The organism is Nocardiopsis sp. CNZ308 (assembly GCF_004217075.1).
The window spans coordinates 6,061,275-6,079,375 of record NZ_SHKJ01000001.1 but is presented as its reverse complement, the minus strand read 5'-3'; the positions used below and the strand labels follow the sequence as shown (position 1 = coordinate 6,079,375).

Annotated in this window: 12 protein-coding genes; 7 read left to right on the top strand and 5 right to left on the bottom strand. The window is 75.8% G+C overall.

Going from position 1 to position 18,101, the window contains the following annotated elements; genetic code table 11:
* The first annotated feature begins 380 nt into the window (after window positions 1-380).
* The 3 genes from EV372_RS26210 (at window position 381) to EV372_RS26200 (ending at window position 3,513) form a co-directional block, all read left to right on the top strand.
* Window positions 381-1,679: an extracellular catalytic domain type 1 short-chain-length polyhydroxyalkanoate depolymerase gene (locus EV372_RS26210; RefSeq protein WP_130398239.1), complete on the top strand. Its 1,299-nt coding sequence runs from the start codon at window positions 381-383 to the stop codon at window positions 1,677-1,679.
* Window positions 1,680-1,832: 153 nt separating this feature from the next.
* Window positions 1,833-2,663: a dimethylargininase gene (gene ddaH, locus EV372_RS26205; protein WP_130398238.1), complete on the top strand. Its 831-nt coding sequence runs from the start codon at window positions 1,833-1,835 to the stop codon at window positions 2,661-2,663.
* A gap of 223 nt (window positions 2,664-2,886) precedes the next feature.
* The gene (locus tag EV372_RS26200; protein ID WP_197044323.1) at window positions 2,887-3,513 is read left to right on the top strand and encodes a TetR/AcrR family transcriptional regulator; all 627 of its coding nucleotides are present in this window, start codon (window positions 2,887-2,889) and stop codon (window positions 3,511-3,513) included.
* A gap of 49 nt (window positions 3,514-3,562) precedes the next feature.
* Here the strand turns inward: EV372_RS26200 and speB are convergent, their stop codons facing one another.
* A complete protein-coding gene (speB, locus tag EV372_RS26195) occupies window positions 3,563-4,510 on the bottom strand; it encodes an agmatinase (protein ID WP_130398237.1) in 948 nt (315 codons plus the stop codon).
* Window positions 4,511-4,896: 386 nt separating this feature from the next.
* Between speB and EV372_RS26190 the strand changes: the two genes are divergently transcribed.
* The 4 genes from EV372_RS26190 (at window position 4,897) to EV372_RS26175 (ending at window position 11,281) form a co-directional block, all read left to right on the top strand.
* Window positions 4,897-6,429 carry a PucR family transcriptional regulator ligand-binding domain-containing protein gene (locus EV372_RS26190; protein WP_130398236.1) on the top strand — a complete coding sequence of 511 codons (1,533 nt, stop codon included), beginning with the start codon at window positions 4,897-4,899 and terminating at the stop codon, window positions 6,427-6,429.
* Window positions 6,430-6,838: 409 nt separating this feature from the next.
* Window positions 6,839-8,158 carry a GAF domain-containing protein gene (locus EV372_RS26185; protein WP_130398235.1) on the top strand — a complete coding sequence of 440 codons (1,320 nt, stop codon included), beginning with the start codon at window positions 6,839-6,841 and terminating at the stop codon, window positions 8,156-8,158.
* Between the two features lie 887 nt (window positions 8,159-9,045).
* Window positions 9,046-10,278, top strand: a complete 1,233-nt coding sequence (locus tag EV372_RS26180; protein WP_130399124.1) for an aminotransferase-like domain-containing protein — start codon at window positions 9,046-9,048, stop codon at window positions 10,276-10,278.
* A gap of 52 nt (window positions 10,279-10,330) precedes the next feature.
* Entirely contained in the window at window positions 10,331-11,281 is a 951-nt protein-coding gene (locus EV372_RS26175) for a D-alanine--D-alanine ligase family protein (protein WP_019607117.1), read from the top strand.
* A gap of 130 nt (window positions 11,282-11,411) precedes the next feature.
* Here the strand turns inward: EV372_RS26175 and EV372_RS26170 are convergent, their stop codons facing one another.
* The 4 genes from EV372_RS26170 to EV372_RS26155 are packed head-to-tail and all read right to left on the bottom strand — an operon-like array spanning window position 11,412 to window position 18,029.
* Window positions 11,412-12,161, bottom strand: a complete 750-nt coding sequence (locus tag EV372_RS26170; RefSeq protein WP_130398234.1) for a methyltransferase domain-containing protein — start codon at window positions 12,159-12,161, stop codon at window positions 11,412-11,414.
* A 7-nt stretch (window positions 12,162-12,168) separates the two neighbouring features.
* Window positions 12,169-12,933, bottom strand: coding sequence for an SDR family oxidoreductase (locus EV372_RS26165; protein ID WP_130398233.1), 765 nt, complete (start codon window positions 12,931-12,933; stop codon window positions 12,169-12,171).
* Window positions 12,930-13,790: a TauD/TfdA family dioxygenase gene (locus EV372_RS26160; RefSeq protein WP_130398232.1), complete on the bottom strand. Its 861-nt coding sequence runs from the start codon at window positions 13,788-13,790 to the stop codon at window positions 12,930-12,932. The genes EV372_RS26165 and EV372_RS26160 overlap by 4 nt, the downstream gene beginning before the upstream one ends.
* 48 nt (window positions 13,791-13,838) lie before the next feature.
* Window positions 13,839-18,029 (bottom strand): non-ribosomal peptide synthetase, encoded by a 4,191-nt coding sequence (locus EV372_RS26155; protein WP_130398231.1) that lies wholly within the window; start codon window positions 18,027-18,029, stop codon window positions 13,839-13,841.
* Between the last annotated feature and the right edge of the window lie 72 nt (window positions 18,030-18,101).

The window sequence follows — 18,101 nt, the reverse complement described above, 5'->3', positions numbered from 1 at the left end:
GTTCCAGGACGGAGTGCCCCGGACGCCCCGCGGGGTCCGGGCCGGAGCCCCGCCACCAGCGCGTGTCCCGCGCACGTCCCGGCCCGGCCCGGCGGCGGCCCTTCGCGAGGGGGCTTACCGGGGTTGACGGATACCCCGTGCGGACGGACAGTGTTGGGAGCGCTCCCAACACAGGCGGCGACCCCGCCGGAGCGCCCTGTGCCCCCGCCGTCGGCCGAACCCGCCGGTCGGGCGTCCGTCCGCCGCCGACCGGGCCGCCACCGGGACCGGAGCGCCGCACGCGGAGTCCGCGCCCACCGGGAACGGCCCGTGGGGGCGACCGGTGCGCACGCGGGCGGCGCAGTGTCCCCCCACCCCCCGCCGTCGGGAAGGCCCCGCACGTGACCCACACCCGCACCCGCCCCGTCAGCAGGGCGGTCGGCGCGCTCGCCGCCGCCGTCCTGCCCATGCTGGCCGCACTCCTGTTCGCCGCGCCCCCGGCCTCGGCCGCCGCCCTGGCCGAGGTCGAGGACTTCGGCCCCAACCCCAGCGGTCTGCGCATGTACCTGTACGTGCCGGACAGCGTCACCGACGATCCCCCGGTCCTGGTCGCCCAGCACTGGTGCACCGGAACCGGACCCGTCTTCCACGCCAACACCGAGTTCGCCTCGCTGGCCGACCGGTACGGGTTCATCGTCGTCTATCCCTCCGTCACGCGCAGCAGCCAGTGCTTCGACGTGTCCTCGCCCGAGGCGCTGACCCGGGGCGGCGGCAGTGACCCGGTCGGCATCCGCTCGATGGTCGCCCACGTCGTCGACGCCCACGACGCCGACGCCGAGCGCGTGTTCGTCACCGGCGTCTCCTCCGGCGCCATGATGACCAACGTCATGCTGGCCAACTACCCCGACGTGTTCGCGGCGGGAGCCGCCTTCAGCGGTGTGCCCTTCGGCTGCTTCGCCACCACCGACGGCTCCGGCTGGAACAACGCCTGCTCCACCGGCACGATCGACCGCACCCCGCAGGAGTGGGGCGACCTGGTCCGCGACTCCTACCCCGGCTACACCGGACCGCGTCCGCGCATGCAGCTGTGGCACGGGACCGAGGACGACGTCCTGCGCTACGCCAACTTCACCGAGGAGATCGAACAGTGGACCGACGTCCACGGCCTCGGCCAGACCCCGGCGGCCACCGACCAGCCCCAGCCCGGCTGGACCCGCACCCGCTACGGCGCCACCGGCGACCGGGCCCCGGTGGAGGCCGTCAGCATGCGGGGCGTGGGCCACAACCTCATGGCCAACGGCATGGCGGCCCGCGCCATCACCTTCTTCGGCCTCGACCAGGACACAGGTCCCGGCCCCGGTCCGGACCCCGAGCCCGGTGACGGGGACTGCGCCGTCGCCGTCACCGCCAACGCCTGGAACACCGGCCTGACCGCCTCGCTGACCATCACCAACACCGGCACCGAGCCCGTCGACGGCTGGTCCCTGGACTTCACCCTGCCCGCGGGCCAGACCATCACCTCGGGCTGGAACGCCTCCTACGGTCCGCGCCAGGGCGCGGTCACCGCCGCCAACGCCTCCTACAACGCCGTCATCGCCCCCGGCGCCAGTGTGGGCATCGGCTACCAGGCCACGCACACCGGCGACTCCGGTGCGCCGACCGGCTTCGCCCTCAACGGCGCGGCCTGCTCCCCGGCCTGACCCGGCGCGGCGCGGCCCTCCCGGAAGGGCCGCGCCGCGTTGCACTCGCGCCGCAGAGGGGTATGTCCCCTTTCGTCCGTGCGGACCCGCGGCGCCGTGAACCCACGCGCCACCGGGGCCGCCCAGTGTCCCGCGCGGTGTACGGGAGGTCCCATGGCTCGACCGGTCGGTCCGGCAGCGGTTCCGCGGCACTACCTCATGTGCCGCCCCACCTACTTCGCGGTCGAGTACGCGATCAACCCCTGGATGGACCCGGCGGCGGGCGTCGACCGCGCACGCGCCATCCGGCAGTGGGAGGGGCTGCGCGACCTCTACCTCTCCCTGGGGCACCGCGTCAGCGAGATCGCGCCCGTCGACGGCCTGCCCGACATGGTCTTCGCCGCCAACGGGGCGCTGGTCGTGGACGGCAGGGTCTACGGGGCGCGCTTCGCCAGCGCCGAGCGCACCCCCGAGGGCCCGGCCTACCTCGACTGGTTCCGCCAGGCGGGCTACACCGAGACCCGCGAGCCCAAGCACGTCAACGAGGGCGAGGGCGACTTCCTCACCCTGGACGAGGTGGTCCTGGCCGCCACGGGGTTTCGGACCGAGGCCGCCGCGCACCAGGAGGCCGAGCGCTTCCTGGGCCGCCCCGTCGTCACCCTCCAGCTGACCGACCCGCGCTTCTACCACCTGGACACCGCGCTGTTCACCCTCTCCGGGGACCAGGTCGCCTACTACCCCGGTGCCTTCTCGGCCGGAAGCCAGCGGGTGCTGCGCTCGCTCTTCCCGGACGCGCTCCTGGCCACCGAGGAGGACGCCGCCGTGCTCGGCCTCAACGCCGTGTGCGACGGCCGCAACGTCGTCATCGCGGCGGAGGCCACCGCCCTGGCCGACCGCCTGCGGTCCCTGGGCTACGCCGTCCACCCCGTGGAGCTGGACGAGCTGCGCCGGGCCGGGGGCGGCGCCAAGTGCTGCACCCTGGTGTTGCGCGACGCCCCCGTGTGAGGGATGCCCGGGGCAGGGGCGCCCGGGCCCGCCGATGCGTGGACCCGCCACTGCGCGGTCCGCCGCGGGGCCGGGCCGGTGTGGGAAATACCACCGCGAAACGGGCCCCTCGGGCCAACGCCACAGGTCACGCACGCGCGCCCGCCGCGGACCGCGGGCGGGCCCGCGTACGGGGGACCACCGCCCCTGGCCGGGCGCCCCCGCCGCAATAAAGTCTGAGTGCGTGAAGAGCACACAGCGCAGACTCCCGCGTCGGCTCAGGGAAGAGCAGATGATCGACGCCGCCGTCACCGCGTTCTCGCGCGGCGGCTACCACACCGTGAGCGTCGAGGAGATCGCCGAGGCGGCCGGGACCTCCAAGCCCACCGTGTACCAGTACCTGGGCTCCAAGGAACGGATCTTCACCGCCTGCGTGCGCCGTGAGACCGACCGGCTCATCGAGGCCGTGCGCGCCGCGGCGCACGATCCGCACGCCCCGGCGGGGGAGGACCCCCTGCACCGGGGCATGCGCGCCTTCTTCGTCTTCGTCACCGGCAACCGCGCGAGCTGGACCGTGCTGTACCGGCACGCGGACCTGCGGGGCGAGCCCTTCGCCGGGGAGTCCGCGCGGCTCCGGAACCGCGTGACGGCCGAGGTGGCCGACCTCGTCACCGCGTGCACGCGCGAGGGCTACGGCGACCTCGACCCCAAGGAGGCCCAGCTGTTGGCGCGCATCGCGGTCAGCACCGCCGACGCCTTCGCCGACTGGTTCCTGGAGCACCCCGAGGAGAGCCCCGAGACCATGGCCCGGCACGTCACCGACCTGACCTGGGCCCACCTGCGCGCCCGCCGCGAGGGCGCCGAGGTCTGACCCCCGGCGCCCCGGACGGGGCGGGTCGGCGCCGCCGCGGCGCGCGGACTCAGCCCTGGTGGTTCAGCGCCAGGACGCTGACCAGGTCGTAGGCCACGTGCGAGGCGGCGGTCGCGGTGATCTGCGCGTGGTCGTAGGCCGGGGCGACCTCCACCACGTCGGCGCCCACCAGGTTGCAGGAGGCCAGTCCGCGCAGGATCTCCAGCAGTTCGCGGCTGGTCAGGCCGCCCGCCTCCGGAGTGCCGGTGCCGGGCGCGTGCGCCGGGTCGAGCACGTCGATGTCCACCGACACGTACAGCGGGCGGTTCCCGATGCGCTGGCGCAGCGCGTCGGCGACCTCGTCCACGCCCCTGCGCATGACGTCGGCGGAGGTGACGATGCCGAAGCCGAAGCGGCGGTCCTCCTCCAGGTCCTTCTTGCCGTAGAGCGGACCGCGGGTGCCCACGTGGCACAGGGCCTCGGTGTCCAGGATCCCCTCCTCCACGGCGCGGCGGAACGGGGTGCCGTGGGTGTAGGGCTCGCCGAAGTAGGTGTCCCAGGTGTCCAGGTGGGCGTCGAAGTGCAGCAGGGCGATCGGCCCGTGCTGGCGGTACAGCGAGCGCAGCAGGGGCAGCGCGATGGTGTGGTCGCCGCCCAGGGTGACCAGGCGGGTGCCCGCCCGCACGAACTCGGAGGCGCCCTGGTCCAGGGTCTCCACCGCGTCGCCGATCGAGAAGGGGTTGACCGCGATGTCGCCGCCGTCGACCACCTGCGCGGAGGCGAACGGGGACACGTCCAGGCCCGGGTTGTAGGGGCGCAGCAGGCGGCTGGCCTCGCGGATGGCCGAGGGGCCGAAGCGCGCGCCGGGGCGGTAGGACACGCCGGTGTCGAAGGGGACGCCGACCACGGCGATGTCGGCGTGCCCGACCTGGTCGATGCGGGGCAGCCGGGCGAAGGTGGCCGGTCCGGCGAAGCGCGGTACGAGGCTGGAGTCGGTGGGGCCGATCGGTGCGTTCACGGGTGTCCTTCTCGTCGTCGGTGCGGTGTTCGGTACGGTCCGCGGGCGCGTACGGGCCCGCGTCGGTCGCGCCGCCCGCGTTCGGCCCCCCTGCGGCCGGACCGGGGCCGTCCCGCCGCGCGGCGGCTGCCCGGACACTCCGGGCGCGGGCGGAGGGGCTCGGGGGAACGAAGGCGGCCATGTCGGGGCGGATCACACGAACCCCGGTCAGGTTAGGCAGTCGACGCGGTCTCCTCCAGTGGACGAACCATCCACAAAGGTGCGTTGTACTGGATGAGGTATCCAGGGCACACGGTCAGCGCGCCCGAACGCGGCACCCGGGGGGCACCTGTCCTCTCCGGCCGGCCGGGCGGGGACGCGGGCCGGTTCGCGAAGGGGGTTCAGGGGTGGCGGGACAGAGCGGGGCGCAGGGCCACACGGTCCCGTTGAGCACCGTCGTGGGCCGCGGCGATCTGGGGCTGACCACCCTCGTGGCCGCCGGGGACCCGGGGATCGGCTGGGCGGTGGCCAGCGAGCTGGCCGATCCGGCCGCCTACCTGCGCGGCGGCGAACTGCTGCTCACCGCGGGCGTCAACCTGCCCGCCGCCCCCGCCGGGCTGCGCGGCTACGTGGACTCCCTGGTCGGCGCGGGGGTCAGCGCCCTCGGCTTCGGCGTGACCCCGGTGCACGACACCGTCCCCGCCGGACTGGTCGAGCAGTGCCGCGCACGGGGGCTGCCCCTGGTGGAGGTGCCCCGCCCCACACCCTTCGCCGCCGTCAGCCAGGCCGTGGGCGCCGAACTCCAAGAGCTGCACCTGCGCGACCTGCGCCGCCTGGGAGAGGCGCACCAGGCCCTGGCCCTGGCCGTCACGGCCGACGCCCCCGTGGACCGGGTCCTGCGCGTCCTGGCCGACGCCCTGGGCGGCTGGGCGGTCCTGGCCCGCCCGTCGCCCGCCGTGCCGGGCGGTGCCCACCGCACGGCGGGCGCCCCGGCGGAGCTGGACCCCGAACTGCACGGGCTCGCGGACCGGCTCACCCGGCCGCGCGGTCCGCGCGGCGCCAAGGCCCGGGTGCGGGGGGACGAGGTCTTCCTGCACACCGTCGGCACCCCGCCGCAGCAGCACGGCGTGGTCCTGGTCGGCCGCCCCGAGCCGCTGGGCGTCACCGACCGGGCCGTCCTGCGCACCGCCACCGCCCTGCTGGACCTGCTCGCCCGCGCCTCCCGGGGCGCCCCGCCCGCCCCGGGCCGCCTGATCACCGGCCTGCTCCTGGACGGCGGGCTCACCGGCGCGGCCGTGCCGCTGCTGGCCGAACTCACCGCCCCGACGGACGCCTGCGCGGGGTCGGCGGAGACCGGCGCCTACCGGGTCCTGCGCGCCCGACCCGCCGGGCGGGGCCGCCACACCGCCCCCGCCGCGCTGCCCCTGGGCACCCGGCTGCTGGACGCGGGCCCCGGCGAGGACCTGCGCGCCGTCCTCGCCGACCGGGGCGAGGCCGCGCACCGGGCCCACCTGGACCGGCTGCTCGACCACGGCTGGATCGGCGCGCTGAGCGGGCCGGTGGACCCGGCGGAGCTGGCCGCCGCGGACCGCCGGGCCGCCGCCCTGCTCACCCGCGCCCGCGCGGTCGGCGGGCCGCTGCTGGAGGAGCCCGCCGACCCCTTCGACGCCCTCCTGGGGCCGGGGGGAGGCGAGGACCTGGCCCGGCGCGTCCTGGGACCGCTGGCCGAGGACACCGACTCCGCGCGCCTGCTGCGCCGCACCCTGCGGGTCTGGCTCACCCGGCACGGCAACTGGGACCGGGCCGCCGCCGACCTGGGCGCCCACCGCAACAGCGTCCGCTACCGGATCGGGCGGATCGAGCGCGACCTGGGCGTGGACCTGGCCGACGCCGAGCAGCGCATGCGGCTGTGGTTCGCGCTCACCCGCTGGCGGCACTGACCCGGGCTCCGCAGCCCCGGGCCCGACGCGACCCCGGAGCCGGCCCCCACGGGGACACGGACATGTGTCCGGGAAAGTGCCGTTGCGGCATTACCGGCCGTTTTCGGCAATTCCGCTGTTCCGTTCGATCCCGGTCCCCTTTTCGAGGACGCGTCCACGGCCTTTCGGCGGCAGCGGACGCGGGCGCCGCGCCGGATACGCGCGGGCGCCACGGGGTTTGCGGCTTCCCCGCGGCAACGGCATCCCCGTCCGCCCCGGGGTGCGCGATGGGGCATAATCCGGTGATGAAACGGAAGCGGAAGCGAGAGCGGCCTCCGAAAGATGTGTATATTTCCGTTCCCTCAACCCTGTCGAAGCCGAACCGAGAAAATTGATGAACGCCGTTGCGAACGCGAGCTCAGGGGACCGCATGTCTTTTCCGCCGCTGGACACGGCCCTGCCGGCCGGGGCCGACGCCCGCGAGCACGCCCGCCTGCTCCGGCGCGTGCACGAGGCCTCGCTCGCCGGGCGTCCGGCGCCCGCCACCCTGCGGCCGGTCATCGAGGACTCCTGGTCCCGCACGCGCCGCTTCGGGATCGACCCCGACAGCGCCCCGCCGCCCCGCATGGTCCGCCTGGACGAACTCCAACGGCACCGGGACGCCTCCCCGATCGCCGAGGTCCTGCCGCTGATCCGCCGCTCCCTCGTCTCGGTCGCCGACGAGGCCGACCACATCATGCTGGTCACCGACGCCTCCGGGCAGATCCTGTGGCGCGACGGCTCCCACCGCATCCGCGCCCTCGGCGACCGCGTCGGACTCGTCGAGGGGGCCTTCTGGAACGAGGGCAGCACCGGCACCAACGCCATCGGCACCGCCCTGGTCGTGGGGCGGCCCGTGCAGGTCTACTCCGCCGAGCACTTCGTGCGCAGCCTGCACGCCCTCACCTGTGCCTGCGCCCCCATCCACGACCCCCGTGACGGCCGCCTGCTCGGCGCCGTCGACGTCACCGGCCCCGTCTCCACCATCCACCCCTCCACCCTCGCCCTGGTCAGCGCGGTGGCCCAGCTGGCCGAGGCGCACCTGCAGAGCCTCCACCACACCCACCTGGAGCGGCTGCGCTCGGTGGCCGCGCCCCTGCTGGCCGGGATGAGCGAGCGCGCGCTGGTGGTGGACGAGGCCGGGTGGACCGCGGCCGCCGTCCACATGGAGCCGGTCCGCAGGGTGCTGCTGCCCAAACAGCGCGAGAGCGGCACCGCCTGGCTGCCCGCCCTGGGGGAGTGCGCCCTGGAGCCCCTGCCCGGCGGATGGCTGCTGCGCCCGCGTCCGGCGGCGGAGAGCGCGCCCTCCACGGTCACCCTGGACCTGACCCGGCCCTCGCCCAGGATGGTGGTCGCCGGGCCCAGCGGGGAGTGGGCGCACCGGCTCACCCCGCGCCACGCGGAGCTGCTGCTGCTGTTGGCCGTGCACCGGGGCGGACGCACCGGCGCGCAGCTGTCCCAGGACGTGTTCGGCGCGGGCGGGCACGTGGTGACGGTGCGCGCCGAGCTCTCGCGCGTGCGCCGCCGTCTGGGCGGCATCATCCAGAGCCGCCCCTACCGGTTCAGCGGGGAGGTGCGGGTGCGGGTGGTGCCGCCCCCCTCGCCGGTGGACCTGCTGCCCGGGTCGGTGGCCCCCGGGGTGCGCGCGCTGCGGGACGCGCTCCGCGACGGCGACTGTCCCATGGCTCTGCGCGATGGCACCGCAACCTAGTGCAACCGTTGCCGTGTCGTGCGGCGTGCGATGGACTGTGCGTGCGCGGCCCGGAGTCGGTGGCCGCCGCGGGGCAAGAGAGGGCCCGGCGGCGGACCGCGGACGGAAAGCGTGGCGCTTCCACGGCCTTGGGACCTTGAGGGGGGTTCCGGGGGAGAGTAACGCAGAGGCGCCACCGGGCTCGGATGGCCGACCACGGGGATTCGGGGGAACCCCCTGGGGCCATCGCGCCGACGGTACGCCCCTCGCGGGAGCCCGGCTCCCCGGGGCGTGCCGATGCGCGGGGGCGGGTTCAGGGGGACCCGCCCCCGCGCCATACCTCCCACGGTGAGCCGCCGTCCCGGTGGGCGGACAGGGCTCCACCGGGACGGTTCTCCGGGAGACCGCGCCCCGCGGCCCGCGCGAACTCCTCCGCCCCGCGGGCACCGGCCGATGGCAGGGATAAAGAGCGGCCCATGTTCTCGCCCCACCCCCCGTGGACCCCGACGCGGACGGGTAGTCCACCGGAAGGGACGTGACGAGGGGAGCGGGTGTGACCGGTGTGGCGAACAGCACGCGGGGGCCCGTTCCGTGCCCGTCCTCCGAGGCTGGGCTAGACTCGGTGCATTTACCGGGTCGTGTTCACCCGCGACCCAGCCCACCCGACCGCCCCACCCGCGAGCCCGGGCACCGCGCCCGCTCCCGTGGACGGGGTGTGAACCGCGGGGACGGCGAGGGCGTCGAACCCGGGAACGCGGAGAGTTCCCGGACGGCTCCCCGCCCTGCCCCACAGAACGACCTTCCTTCGGAGGTGGACCGTGTCCGCTGACCACCGAGAGCAGCAGCCCAGCCAACAGGGTTCGCGTATCGACCCGCACGTCGGCCGCTACGCACGCCGAGCACAGGGCATGGTCGCATCGGAGGTCCGCGCACTCTTCGCCGTCGCCTCACGCCCCGAGGTGGTCTCCCTCGCCGGGGGCATGCCCAACGTCGCGGCGCTGCCCCTGGACCAGATCGGCGAACTGGTCAAGGACGTCGTCTCGGAGGAGGGCGCGGCGGCCCTCCAGTACGGTTCCGCCCAGGGCGACCCCGTACTGCGCGAGCAGCTCTGCGACTACATGACGCTGGAGGGCATCACCGCCAGCCCCGACGACGTCATCGTCACCGTCGGCTCCCAGCAGGCCCTGGACCTGATCACCCGCGTCTTCGTCGACCCGGGCGACATCGTGCTGACCGAGGCCCCCACCTACGTCACCGCGATCAACACCTTCGCCGCCTTCCAGGCCGACATCCGCCACGTCGGCATGGACGAGCAGGGCGTGATCCCCGAGGAGCTGGAGGAGGCGCTCGTCCGCGCCGAGCTGGACGGGCGGCCGGTGAAGTTCTTCTACACCGTCCCCAACTTCCAGAACCCCGCCGGGATCACCATGACGGCCGAGCGGCGCGCGCGGGTGACCGAGGCCTGCGAACGCCACGACGTGCTCATCGTCGAGGACAACCCCTACGGCCTGCTGCGCTACGACGGCGACCCCGAGCCCACCCTCTACTCCCAGAGCGAGGGCAACGTCATCTACCTGGGATCGCTGTCCAAGACCCTCTCCCCGGGCCTGCGCATCGGCTGGGCGCTCGCCCCCGCCGCGGTGCGCGCCAAGCTCGTCCTGGCCGCCGAGTCGGCGATGCTCAGCCACTCCACCTTCAACCAGCTGGTGGTGCGCCGCTACCTCAACACCTTCCCCTGGCGCGAGCAGATCAAGTCGTTCAACACCATGTACGGCGAACGCCGCGACGCGATGCTCAACGCGCTGACCGCGATGATGCCCGCGGGCTGCACCTGGACCCGCCCCCAGGGCGGATTCTTCGTCTGGGCCACCCTGCCCGAGGGCATCGACGCCAAGGCCATGCTGCCCCGGGCCGTCACCGAACGGGTCGCCTACGTGCCCGGCACCGGCTTCTACGCCGACGGACGCGGCCGGGCCAACATGCGCCTGAGCTTCTGCTACCCCACACCCGAGCAGATCCGTGAGGGAGTGCGCCGCCTCGTCGGAGCCATCGAGGGTGAGATCGACCTGCGTGATACGTTCGGCACCACCCTGGCCCCGAGCACCGACGGCCCACAGGCCCCCGCTCCGGACCTGCCCTGACACCCCATGAGGGCACCCCATCATGACAGCAGCACAGAAGGAGGTCCGCGCCGTGGCAGACCTTGACCGGGTTCTCGTCCTGGCCGGGGGCCTGTCCCCCGAACACGAGGTGAGCGTCCACTCCGGGCGCGGCGTCGCCGAGGCGCTGCGCAGGCTCGGCGTGGAGGTCCAGGTCGCCGACGTGGACTCCACCCTGCTGGACCGCCTCGTCCAGGACCCGCCGCAGGTGGTCTTCCCCGTCCTGCACGGGGCCGCGGGCGAGGACGGCGCCATCCGGGAGGTCCTGGAACTGGTCGGGGTGCCCTACGTGGGCGCCCGGCCGGGGGGCTGCCGCCTGGCCTACTCCAAGCCCGCCGCCAAGGCGCTGCTGGCCGCCGAGGGCGTGCGGGTGCCGCGCGGCGCCGCCCTGCCCAAGTCGGCCTTCCACGACCTGGGCGCCCCGGCGCTGATGGACCGGCTCGCCGACCGGCTGGGCCTGCCGCTGTTCGTCAAGCCCGACCGGGGCGGCTCCGCGTTCGGCGCGGCGCCGGTCGGCTCGGTGCAGGAGCTGTCGGCGGCCCTGGTGTCGTGCTTCGCCTACAGCGACTCGGCCCTGGTCGAGGAGCAGGTGCAGGGCACCGAGCTGGCGGTGGGCGTCCTCGACACCGGCGACGGGCCGGTGGCGCTGCCGCCGGTGGAGATCGTGCCCGACGGCGGGGTGTACGACTACGCCGCCCGCTACACCGCCGGGCGTACCGAGTTCTTCTGCCCGGCGCGCCTGGACCCCGCCACGGTCGCCGAGGCCACCGAGGTGGCGCTGACCGCGCACCGCGTCCTGGGGCTGCGGGACCTGTCCCGCACCGACGTCATCGTGGGGACCGACGGCCGCGTCACCTTCCTGGAGACCAACGTGGCCCCGGGTCTGACCGAGACCTCCACCTTCCCGATGGGGGCCGCCGCCGCTGGGCTGGACTTCGCGGTCGCGTGCCGGGAGCTGGCCCACCAGGCGCTGCTGCGCGGCTGACCCCGCCGACGCGTCCGGGCCGGGCGCCGCCGTTCCCGGCGGCCCCGGCCCGTTCCCCTCTTCCGGGGCCCTGCGAAGGCCCGTGCCTCCGCCCCCGCGCCTCCGCCGCGTCGCGGCGGTGCCCGGGCGGCTACGCCCCCGCCTCCAGGTGGCGCCAGCGCACCGGGTCCAGTCCGAAGGCGCGGCCCCGCCCCTCCCGGGACGTCCGCGGCTCCGCGGCGCCGCAGAGGCCGTCCAGGAGGAGCATCTCGTCGCCCCCGGGCTGGAACGCGTAGTCGACCCGCTCCAGCCGGGTGCGCACGCCCCGCCCCTCCAGCCACTCCCGCATCCGGTCGAGCGCCCCGTACCTCTCCCCGCTGGTGTGCAGCACCACGGGGAACAGGCGCACCTGCCACCGGGCCACGCGCACCAGTTCGAGCAGGGCGCACCGGTGGAAGTCCTCGTCGAGCCGCGCGCCGTAGGAGAACAGCAGGTGCGAGCTGAGCACCAGGTCGAAGGAGCGGTCGGCGAAGGGCAGGTCGGGCAGGGCGCCCGCCACGTAGCGCTCCGGCCGCGCCGCGAGGTCGGCGGCGAAGGCGCGCGCGGCCCGGGTCCGCAACCGCGTGTACCGCTCGGGGGAGCCGAACCACGTCCACACGAAATCCGCCGCCCCCCGCGCGACGAGGGAGTGCCGGTGCTCGGCCTCGCGCAGGGCCAGCGAGCCCAGCGCCCTCCTGTCACCGGCGTACTCGGGGTCCACGGCGACGGCGTCCGTACCCCGCGCCCCGGCCACGAACCCCGCAGCCCCGCCGGGGCAGTCCAGGATCCGCAGCGACAGGTCCCGGTCCGAGAGCGCGAACATCGCCCGGTACTCCTCGAAGGAGCGGGAGCTGACGAACACCGGCCCCTCACCCCCGCCCGACGAAGGGCATCGCGGTCGGCAGGACGGTGAGGAACTGGACGTTGGCGTCCAGGGGCATCGACGCCATCAGCGTCAGCGAGTCGGTGAACCGCTCCACCGGGATCACCGGCTCCACGGCCCTCGTCCCGTCGGCCTGGACCGCCGCGGGCTGCGGCCCCCCGTCCACCGGCGCCACGTTGCCCACGTCGATCTGCCCGCAGGCGATCCCGTACCTGCGCCCGTCCAGAGCCAGGGCGCGCGTCATCCCCAGCAGGGCGTGCTTGGCCGCGGTGTAGGCGATGGTGTACGGCCGCGGCACATGGGCCGAGGGGGCTCCGTTGTTGATGATGCGCCCGCCCCGCGGCGACTGGTCCCGCATCACCCGGAAGGCCTCGCGCGAGCACAGGAAGGCGCCGGTGGCGATGGTGCCCATCACCCTGTCCCAGTCGTCCAGGGGCATGTCCTCGACCGGCCTGCGCGGCACGGCCGCGCCCGCGTTGTTGAACAGCAGGTCCACCCGGCCGAAGCGCTCGCGCACGGCCGCGAAGAGCGACGCGACCCCGTCGGGGTCCCTGATGTCGGTCGGGACGGCCGCCATCCGCTCCGCGTCCGCCCCCGCCAGGGCCAGGGTCTCGTCGAGCGCGTCCGCGCGCCGTCCGGCCACCGCGACCGACCACCCGTCCGCGAGCAGGGCCAGGGCGCCCGCCCGGCCCAGCCCGCTCCCGCCGCCGGTGACCACGGCGACCCCGCCGCCGCGCGGACGGGGGGTCACAGCACCTCCGTGCTCATCCAGGCCCTGAGCACGCGGCGGGCCCGCGGACCGGGCACGTCCGCGTAGGGCGAGCGCCCGTGCATGACCCGGTTGTTGCGGATGAGCAGCAGCTCGCCCGCCTCCAGGCGCAGGCGGAAGGCGATCTCGGGGCGGTAGAGGACCTCGTCCAGGAAGCCCAGGGCCTCCCACTGGTCCTCGCTCAGCGGCGGCCCGCCCCGTTCGGGCGAGGTCCGCACCGTGCGGGGCTGGTAGTAGCAGCCGACGGAGCCGTCCTCCTGGACGAAGAGGATCGGGGAGACGACGACCTGCTGCCCGGCGCGGCCGGTCCGGTCGAAGGTCCAGTCCCGCTCCAGCGTGGCGAGCACGTCGGGGCGCTCACCCGCCACCGTGTCGCGCACCGTCCGCGCGCTGGCGAGCTTGGTGTCGCCCCCGCCGTCCACCGCGGGCTGGAGGCAGAGCAGGACGAGCACGTCGCAGGTGTCGCAGTGGAAGCCCAGCTCGGTGGCCCCGTCGCCGTCCTGGTCGCGGAGCACGTGGGTCAGGTCGCCCCGGGCGTTCTGCGGGATCACCTGGCCCAGCTCGCGCAGTACGAACAGCATGACCGCCTCGCTCACGGCGTAGGGCGCGTCGGGGGAGACCAGACCGCGCACGTGCGCGAACCCCACCGAGCGCACGCTCTCGACGGCGAAGGCGCGTAGCCTGTCGCGCACCTCCTCGGCGCCGTCCCAGCTGCCGGCCGCCGCGGCCTCCGCCAGCAGCCGCGTGTCCTCCTTCGCCAGCGGCAGCGACCAGAGCGCGCGCCGCTCCTCCAGGGCCTCGGTGTTCCATCCGAGGTCGGTCACGGTGTCATCGGACATGGGTCGTTCCCTTCGTCAGGCGGGTTCGCGGGGTGTCTCGCGAAGCGTTCAGCGGGCGGTGGCGCCGTCGTGGACGGCGACCGGGGGCAGGAAACCGGTCCGGGCCGCCCACCCCAGGGCCGCGGACCACCACCGGGGGGTGGGGGCCGCGAAGCGCACACCGACACGGTCGAGCAGGGACACGGTGCGCGAACCGTCGACGACGACGTTGCGCTCCTCCATCTGCGACCACGCCGACGCCAGGCGGATCTCCGTCGGGTGGTCGGGCTCGGCGCGGGCCAGCGCCGCGGCGAACGCCTCGTCGCCGGTCAGCGCGACCGGGTAGCCGTGCCGGGCGAGCCAGGCCACGAGTTCGTCGTGGGGGACCTGGTGGGGCGACTCGACGTGGTAGGCGCCGGGCGCGGCGCACGGGTGCGTGGCGATCGCCGCGATCCCCGCCGCCACCGTGTCCACGTGGGAGAAGACGAAGGAGGTCGACGGGCGCCTGGGCGCCGCTCCGGCCAGGACGTACCCGCGCACGAGCTGGTAGACCCGGTTGTCCGAGACGTTGCTCTGGAACGCCCCGGTGCGGCTGTGCGCGGCGATGTGGCCGCTGCGGTGGACGTAGCACTGGCGGCCCGAGGCGGCCCAGGAGCGGACGATCTCCTCGGCCGCGAACTTGGTCCTCTCGTAGGGGGTGCGAAAGCTCTGCCCGATGCGCAGGTCGGCCTCGCTGAAGCGGCGCGCGGGCCCCTCGACGCCACCGCACACGGCCAGGGTCGACAGGTGGTGCAGGCGCGCCCCGGGGACCTCGGCGTCGATCCAGGACACCAGGGCGCGGACCGCGGTCGCGTTGACGCGTTCGAGTTCGTCGGGCGGGGCCACCAGGCGCACGTCCGCCGCGGCGTGCACGACGGCGTGGACCCCCCTGACGCGGCGCAGCCCGTCCCCGGACAGGCCCAGGCCCTCCCGGGTGACGTCTCCGGCCACGGCGTCGACGCCGCCCGACCCGGCGCCGACCCGCCGGACGGCGTCGGCGTCGCTGTCGGCGCGCACCAGGCAGGTGACCTCCGCCCCCCGCTCCAGGAGCGCGCCGAGCAGGTGCGTGCCGAGGTAGCCGGTGGCCCCGGTGAGCAGGACCCGCGCGGGTTCGCGGAGCACCCGCACGGCCGCGCCGTGCTGGGGAGCCCCGTGGAGCATCGGCTGCCCCGAGGTGGACACCGGCGACCTGCTGTGCGCCGGGGGCTTCGCCCGGGCCTCGGCCGCGACGCGGCGGCCGAAGTCGGAGAGGACGCCCGCCGCGTCCCCGTGGGTCAGGTCGGGCCAGGCGTACACCAGGTCGGCCACCAGCCTGCCCTCGACGACGCGGGCGGTGAGCCGGAGGCGCTGGAGGGGGTCGCCCCCCGAGCAGCGGGCGTTCCCGGCCTGTTCGGGGGCGACGGTCCAGCCGAGGGAGGGGTCGCCGGGCGGCCGGAACGCCCCCAGGAAGTTGAACCCCGCCTCGGGCCTGGGGCCGGGGGAGTCCATCGGCAGCTCGGGCGCCCCGCGCAGGAGGCGCCGGACCGCCGTCGCCCGCGGGGCCCGGCCGCCGTCGGCGCGGTCGAGCCCGACCCGCTTCACGGCGGTGAACCAGCCGACGGTGTCCATGTAGGCGTGCCCCGCGTCGCTGGTGTCGCGCCCGTGCGTCTCCACCTCCACCTCCAGCCGGGTGCGCCCGCCGCGCCCCAGCACGGCGTCGGCGAAGGCCGCCAGCAGGAACGCCTCCAGGTCCTGGCCGTGCCCGTGGCGGTGCACGAGCCGGTCGGTGGCCGCCCCGTCCAGGCTCCAGACCAGGGCGGTCGGCCGTGCCCGCTCGGGGGCGGCCCCGCCCCGGGGCGGGTGGTCCGCGGTCTCGGGAGCCTCGGGCGCGCGCGGGGCCCGGGCCGCCCACCGGTAGAAGTCGGCCGTGGGGGGCAGGCCCCCCTCCTTCCCGGACAGCGCCGACCGGTAGGCGTGCGCCAGGTCGTCCAGCAGGATCCGCCAGGAGAGGCCGTCCACGGCCAGATGGTGGGCGATCACCGCGAGCCGGTCCCCGCCGTCGGGGTGGCCGGTGAACAGGTGCGCGCGCAGCAGGAGCCCGGAGTCCGGGTCCAGGCCCCGGTGCAGTTCGGTGCACGCGCCGTCGATCATCCCCGCGGCGCGACCGGGCTCCCCGGGCAGCCGTGAGAAGGACACCGCGTGCAGGTCCCGCGCGGGCCGCGGCCGCCCGGGGCCGCCGGGGCCGACGGGGGTGCGCAGGGCCGGGTGCCGTTCCAGGACGGCCCCCACGGCCGCGGACAGGGCCGGGGCGTCCACGGGCGCCGCGCAGCGCAGCAGGACGGACTGGTTCCAGTGGCGCGTGTCGGCCAGGGGCTGCCGCAGCAGCCAGCGCTGGGCGGGGGCCAGCGCCCGGGCGTGCTCCCGGTGCGGTGCGCGCTCGGCCGGGTCCCCCGCGCCGGGGCGGGCGGCCGAGGCCAGGAGTTCGGGGGTGGGGTGGCGGTAGAAGTCCTCGAAGGCCACGCGCAGGCCGGTCCGGCGCAGGAACGCCACCGTGCGCATGGCCAGGAGGGAGTCCCCGCCGAGTTCGAGCACGTCGGCGCCCGGTCCGACGGAGGGCAGTCCGAGCGCGCCCGCCCACAGTTCGGCGATGGCCCGGACCAGCGGCCGTGCGTCCGGGGCCGACCCGTCCGGGGCGGTGCGGCGGGCCCGCGCGTCCAGGGCCGCGTCCACGGCCTCGGCCAGGCGCGCGCGGTCGAGCTTGCCGTTGGGACCGGTGGGGAACGCGTCCAGCGCGACGACGGGCTGGGGCACCGCGTACCCGGGCAGCCGTTCGCGCAGGTGGGCGCGGAGCGCGTCGAGCAGCTCCGACTCCTCCCGCGCGCCGGTCGGGCGCACGGCGGCCACCAGGGCGGTCCCCGCGGGTGTCTCCCGGGCCAGCACGGCGGACCGCCCCACCCCCGGGAACCCCTCGATCACCCGCTCGACCCCCACCGGATCCACGCGGTACCCCCGCACCTTGACCTCGCGGTCGGTGCGGCCGACGAAGACCAGGTCGCCGTCCGGGCGGCGGCGGCACACGTCGCCGGTCCGGTACATCCGCTCCCCGCCCCGGCCGACGAAGCGGCGCGCGGTCTCCTCGGGACGACCGAAGTAGCCCGCCGTGACCCCGGGGCCGCCGATGAGGAGTTCGCCCTCGGCGCCGTCGGGGACCTCCCGCCCCTCGGCGTCCAGCAGGCGCAGCCGCGCCCCGCCGATCGGGGCGCCGATGGGGACCGTCGGCTCGTCGCCGGGAAGGTCGGCGCGTGAGCGGGCGACGAGGCAGGTGGCGCCGATGGTCGTCTCGGTCGGCCCGTAGTGGTTGACCACCCGGTGGGCGACACCGCCCTCCATCAGGTCCGAGGCCAGCGACCGGGGCAGCGCCTCGCCCCCCAGCAGCAGGGTGTGCAGCGGCTCCTGCGCGGGGGGACGCTCCTCCACCAGGGCCGCCATGTGGGACGGGGTCGTCTTGAGCACCGAGACCCGGGCCCGGCGCAGGGAGTCCCAGAGGGCCCGCGGGTCGCGGGCGGCGCGGTCGGGGACGACGTGCACCCGGCCCCCGGTGGCCAGGGCGAGCAGCCAGGAGGTGTGGCCCAGGTCCGCCGCCAGGGTGGTCACGTGCGCGAACACCGGCGCGTCGGCGCGGGTGAGGCCGAGGCGGTCGCGCAGCGCCAGCGCGTAGTGCGCCGCGTTGGCGTGGGTGACCGTGACGGCCTTGGGCCGCCCGCTCGAACCCGAGGTGAAGGAGAGGTAGGCCGGGTCGGAGGCCGGGCCCGGGACGCGGCGGGGTGCGGGGGCGCTCGCCGCCGGGGGCCGGGGGTCCAGGACCTCGGTGTCGCGCTCACCGGGAGCACGCGTGTGCGGGTCGGCGGTGAGCGCGTGGGCGACCGCGACGTCGTCCAGACGCGCGGCGACGTCGGCGGCGCTCCACTCCGGGTCGACCACGACCGCGGCCGCGCCCGAGCGCAGGACTCCGTGCAGGAGCGCGCACAGCCGGGCGTCGCGCGGCCCGAGCAGGGCCACCCGGTCGCCGCGGCCCAGGCCCCGTGCGGCCAGGCGGGCGGCGACCCGTTCGGCGACGGCGTCGAGGTCGCGGTAGCTGAGGGAGCGCACGCCGTCGGTCAGTGCCGTACGGAGCGGGTGCGCCCGACTCCCCTCCGTGAGCATGTCGGGCAGTGTGGGGGTGGATCGCAACACGTGCGTCATCGTCTCCGCTCCGTCTCCGCTGTCTGGTTCGCGCGGCCCCGTGGCGGGGGCGTCCGTCACCGTCGGGCCCGG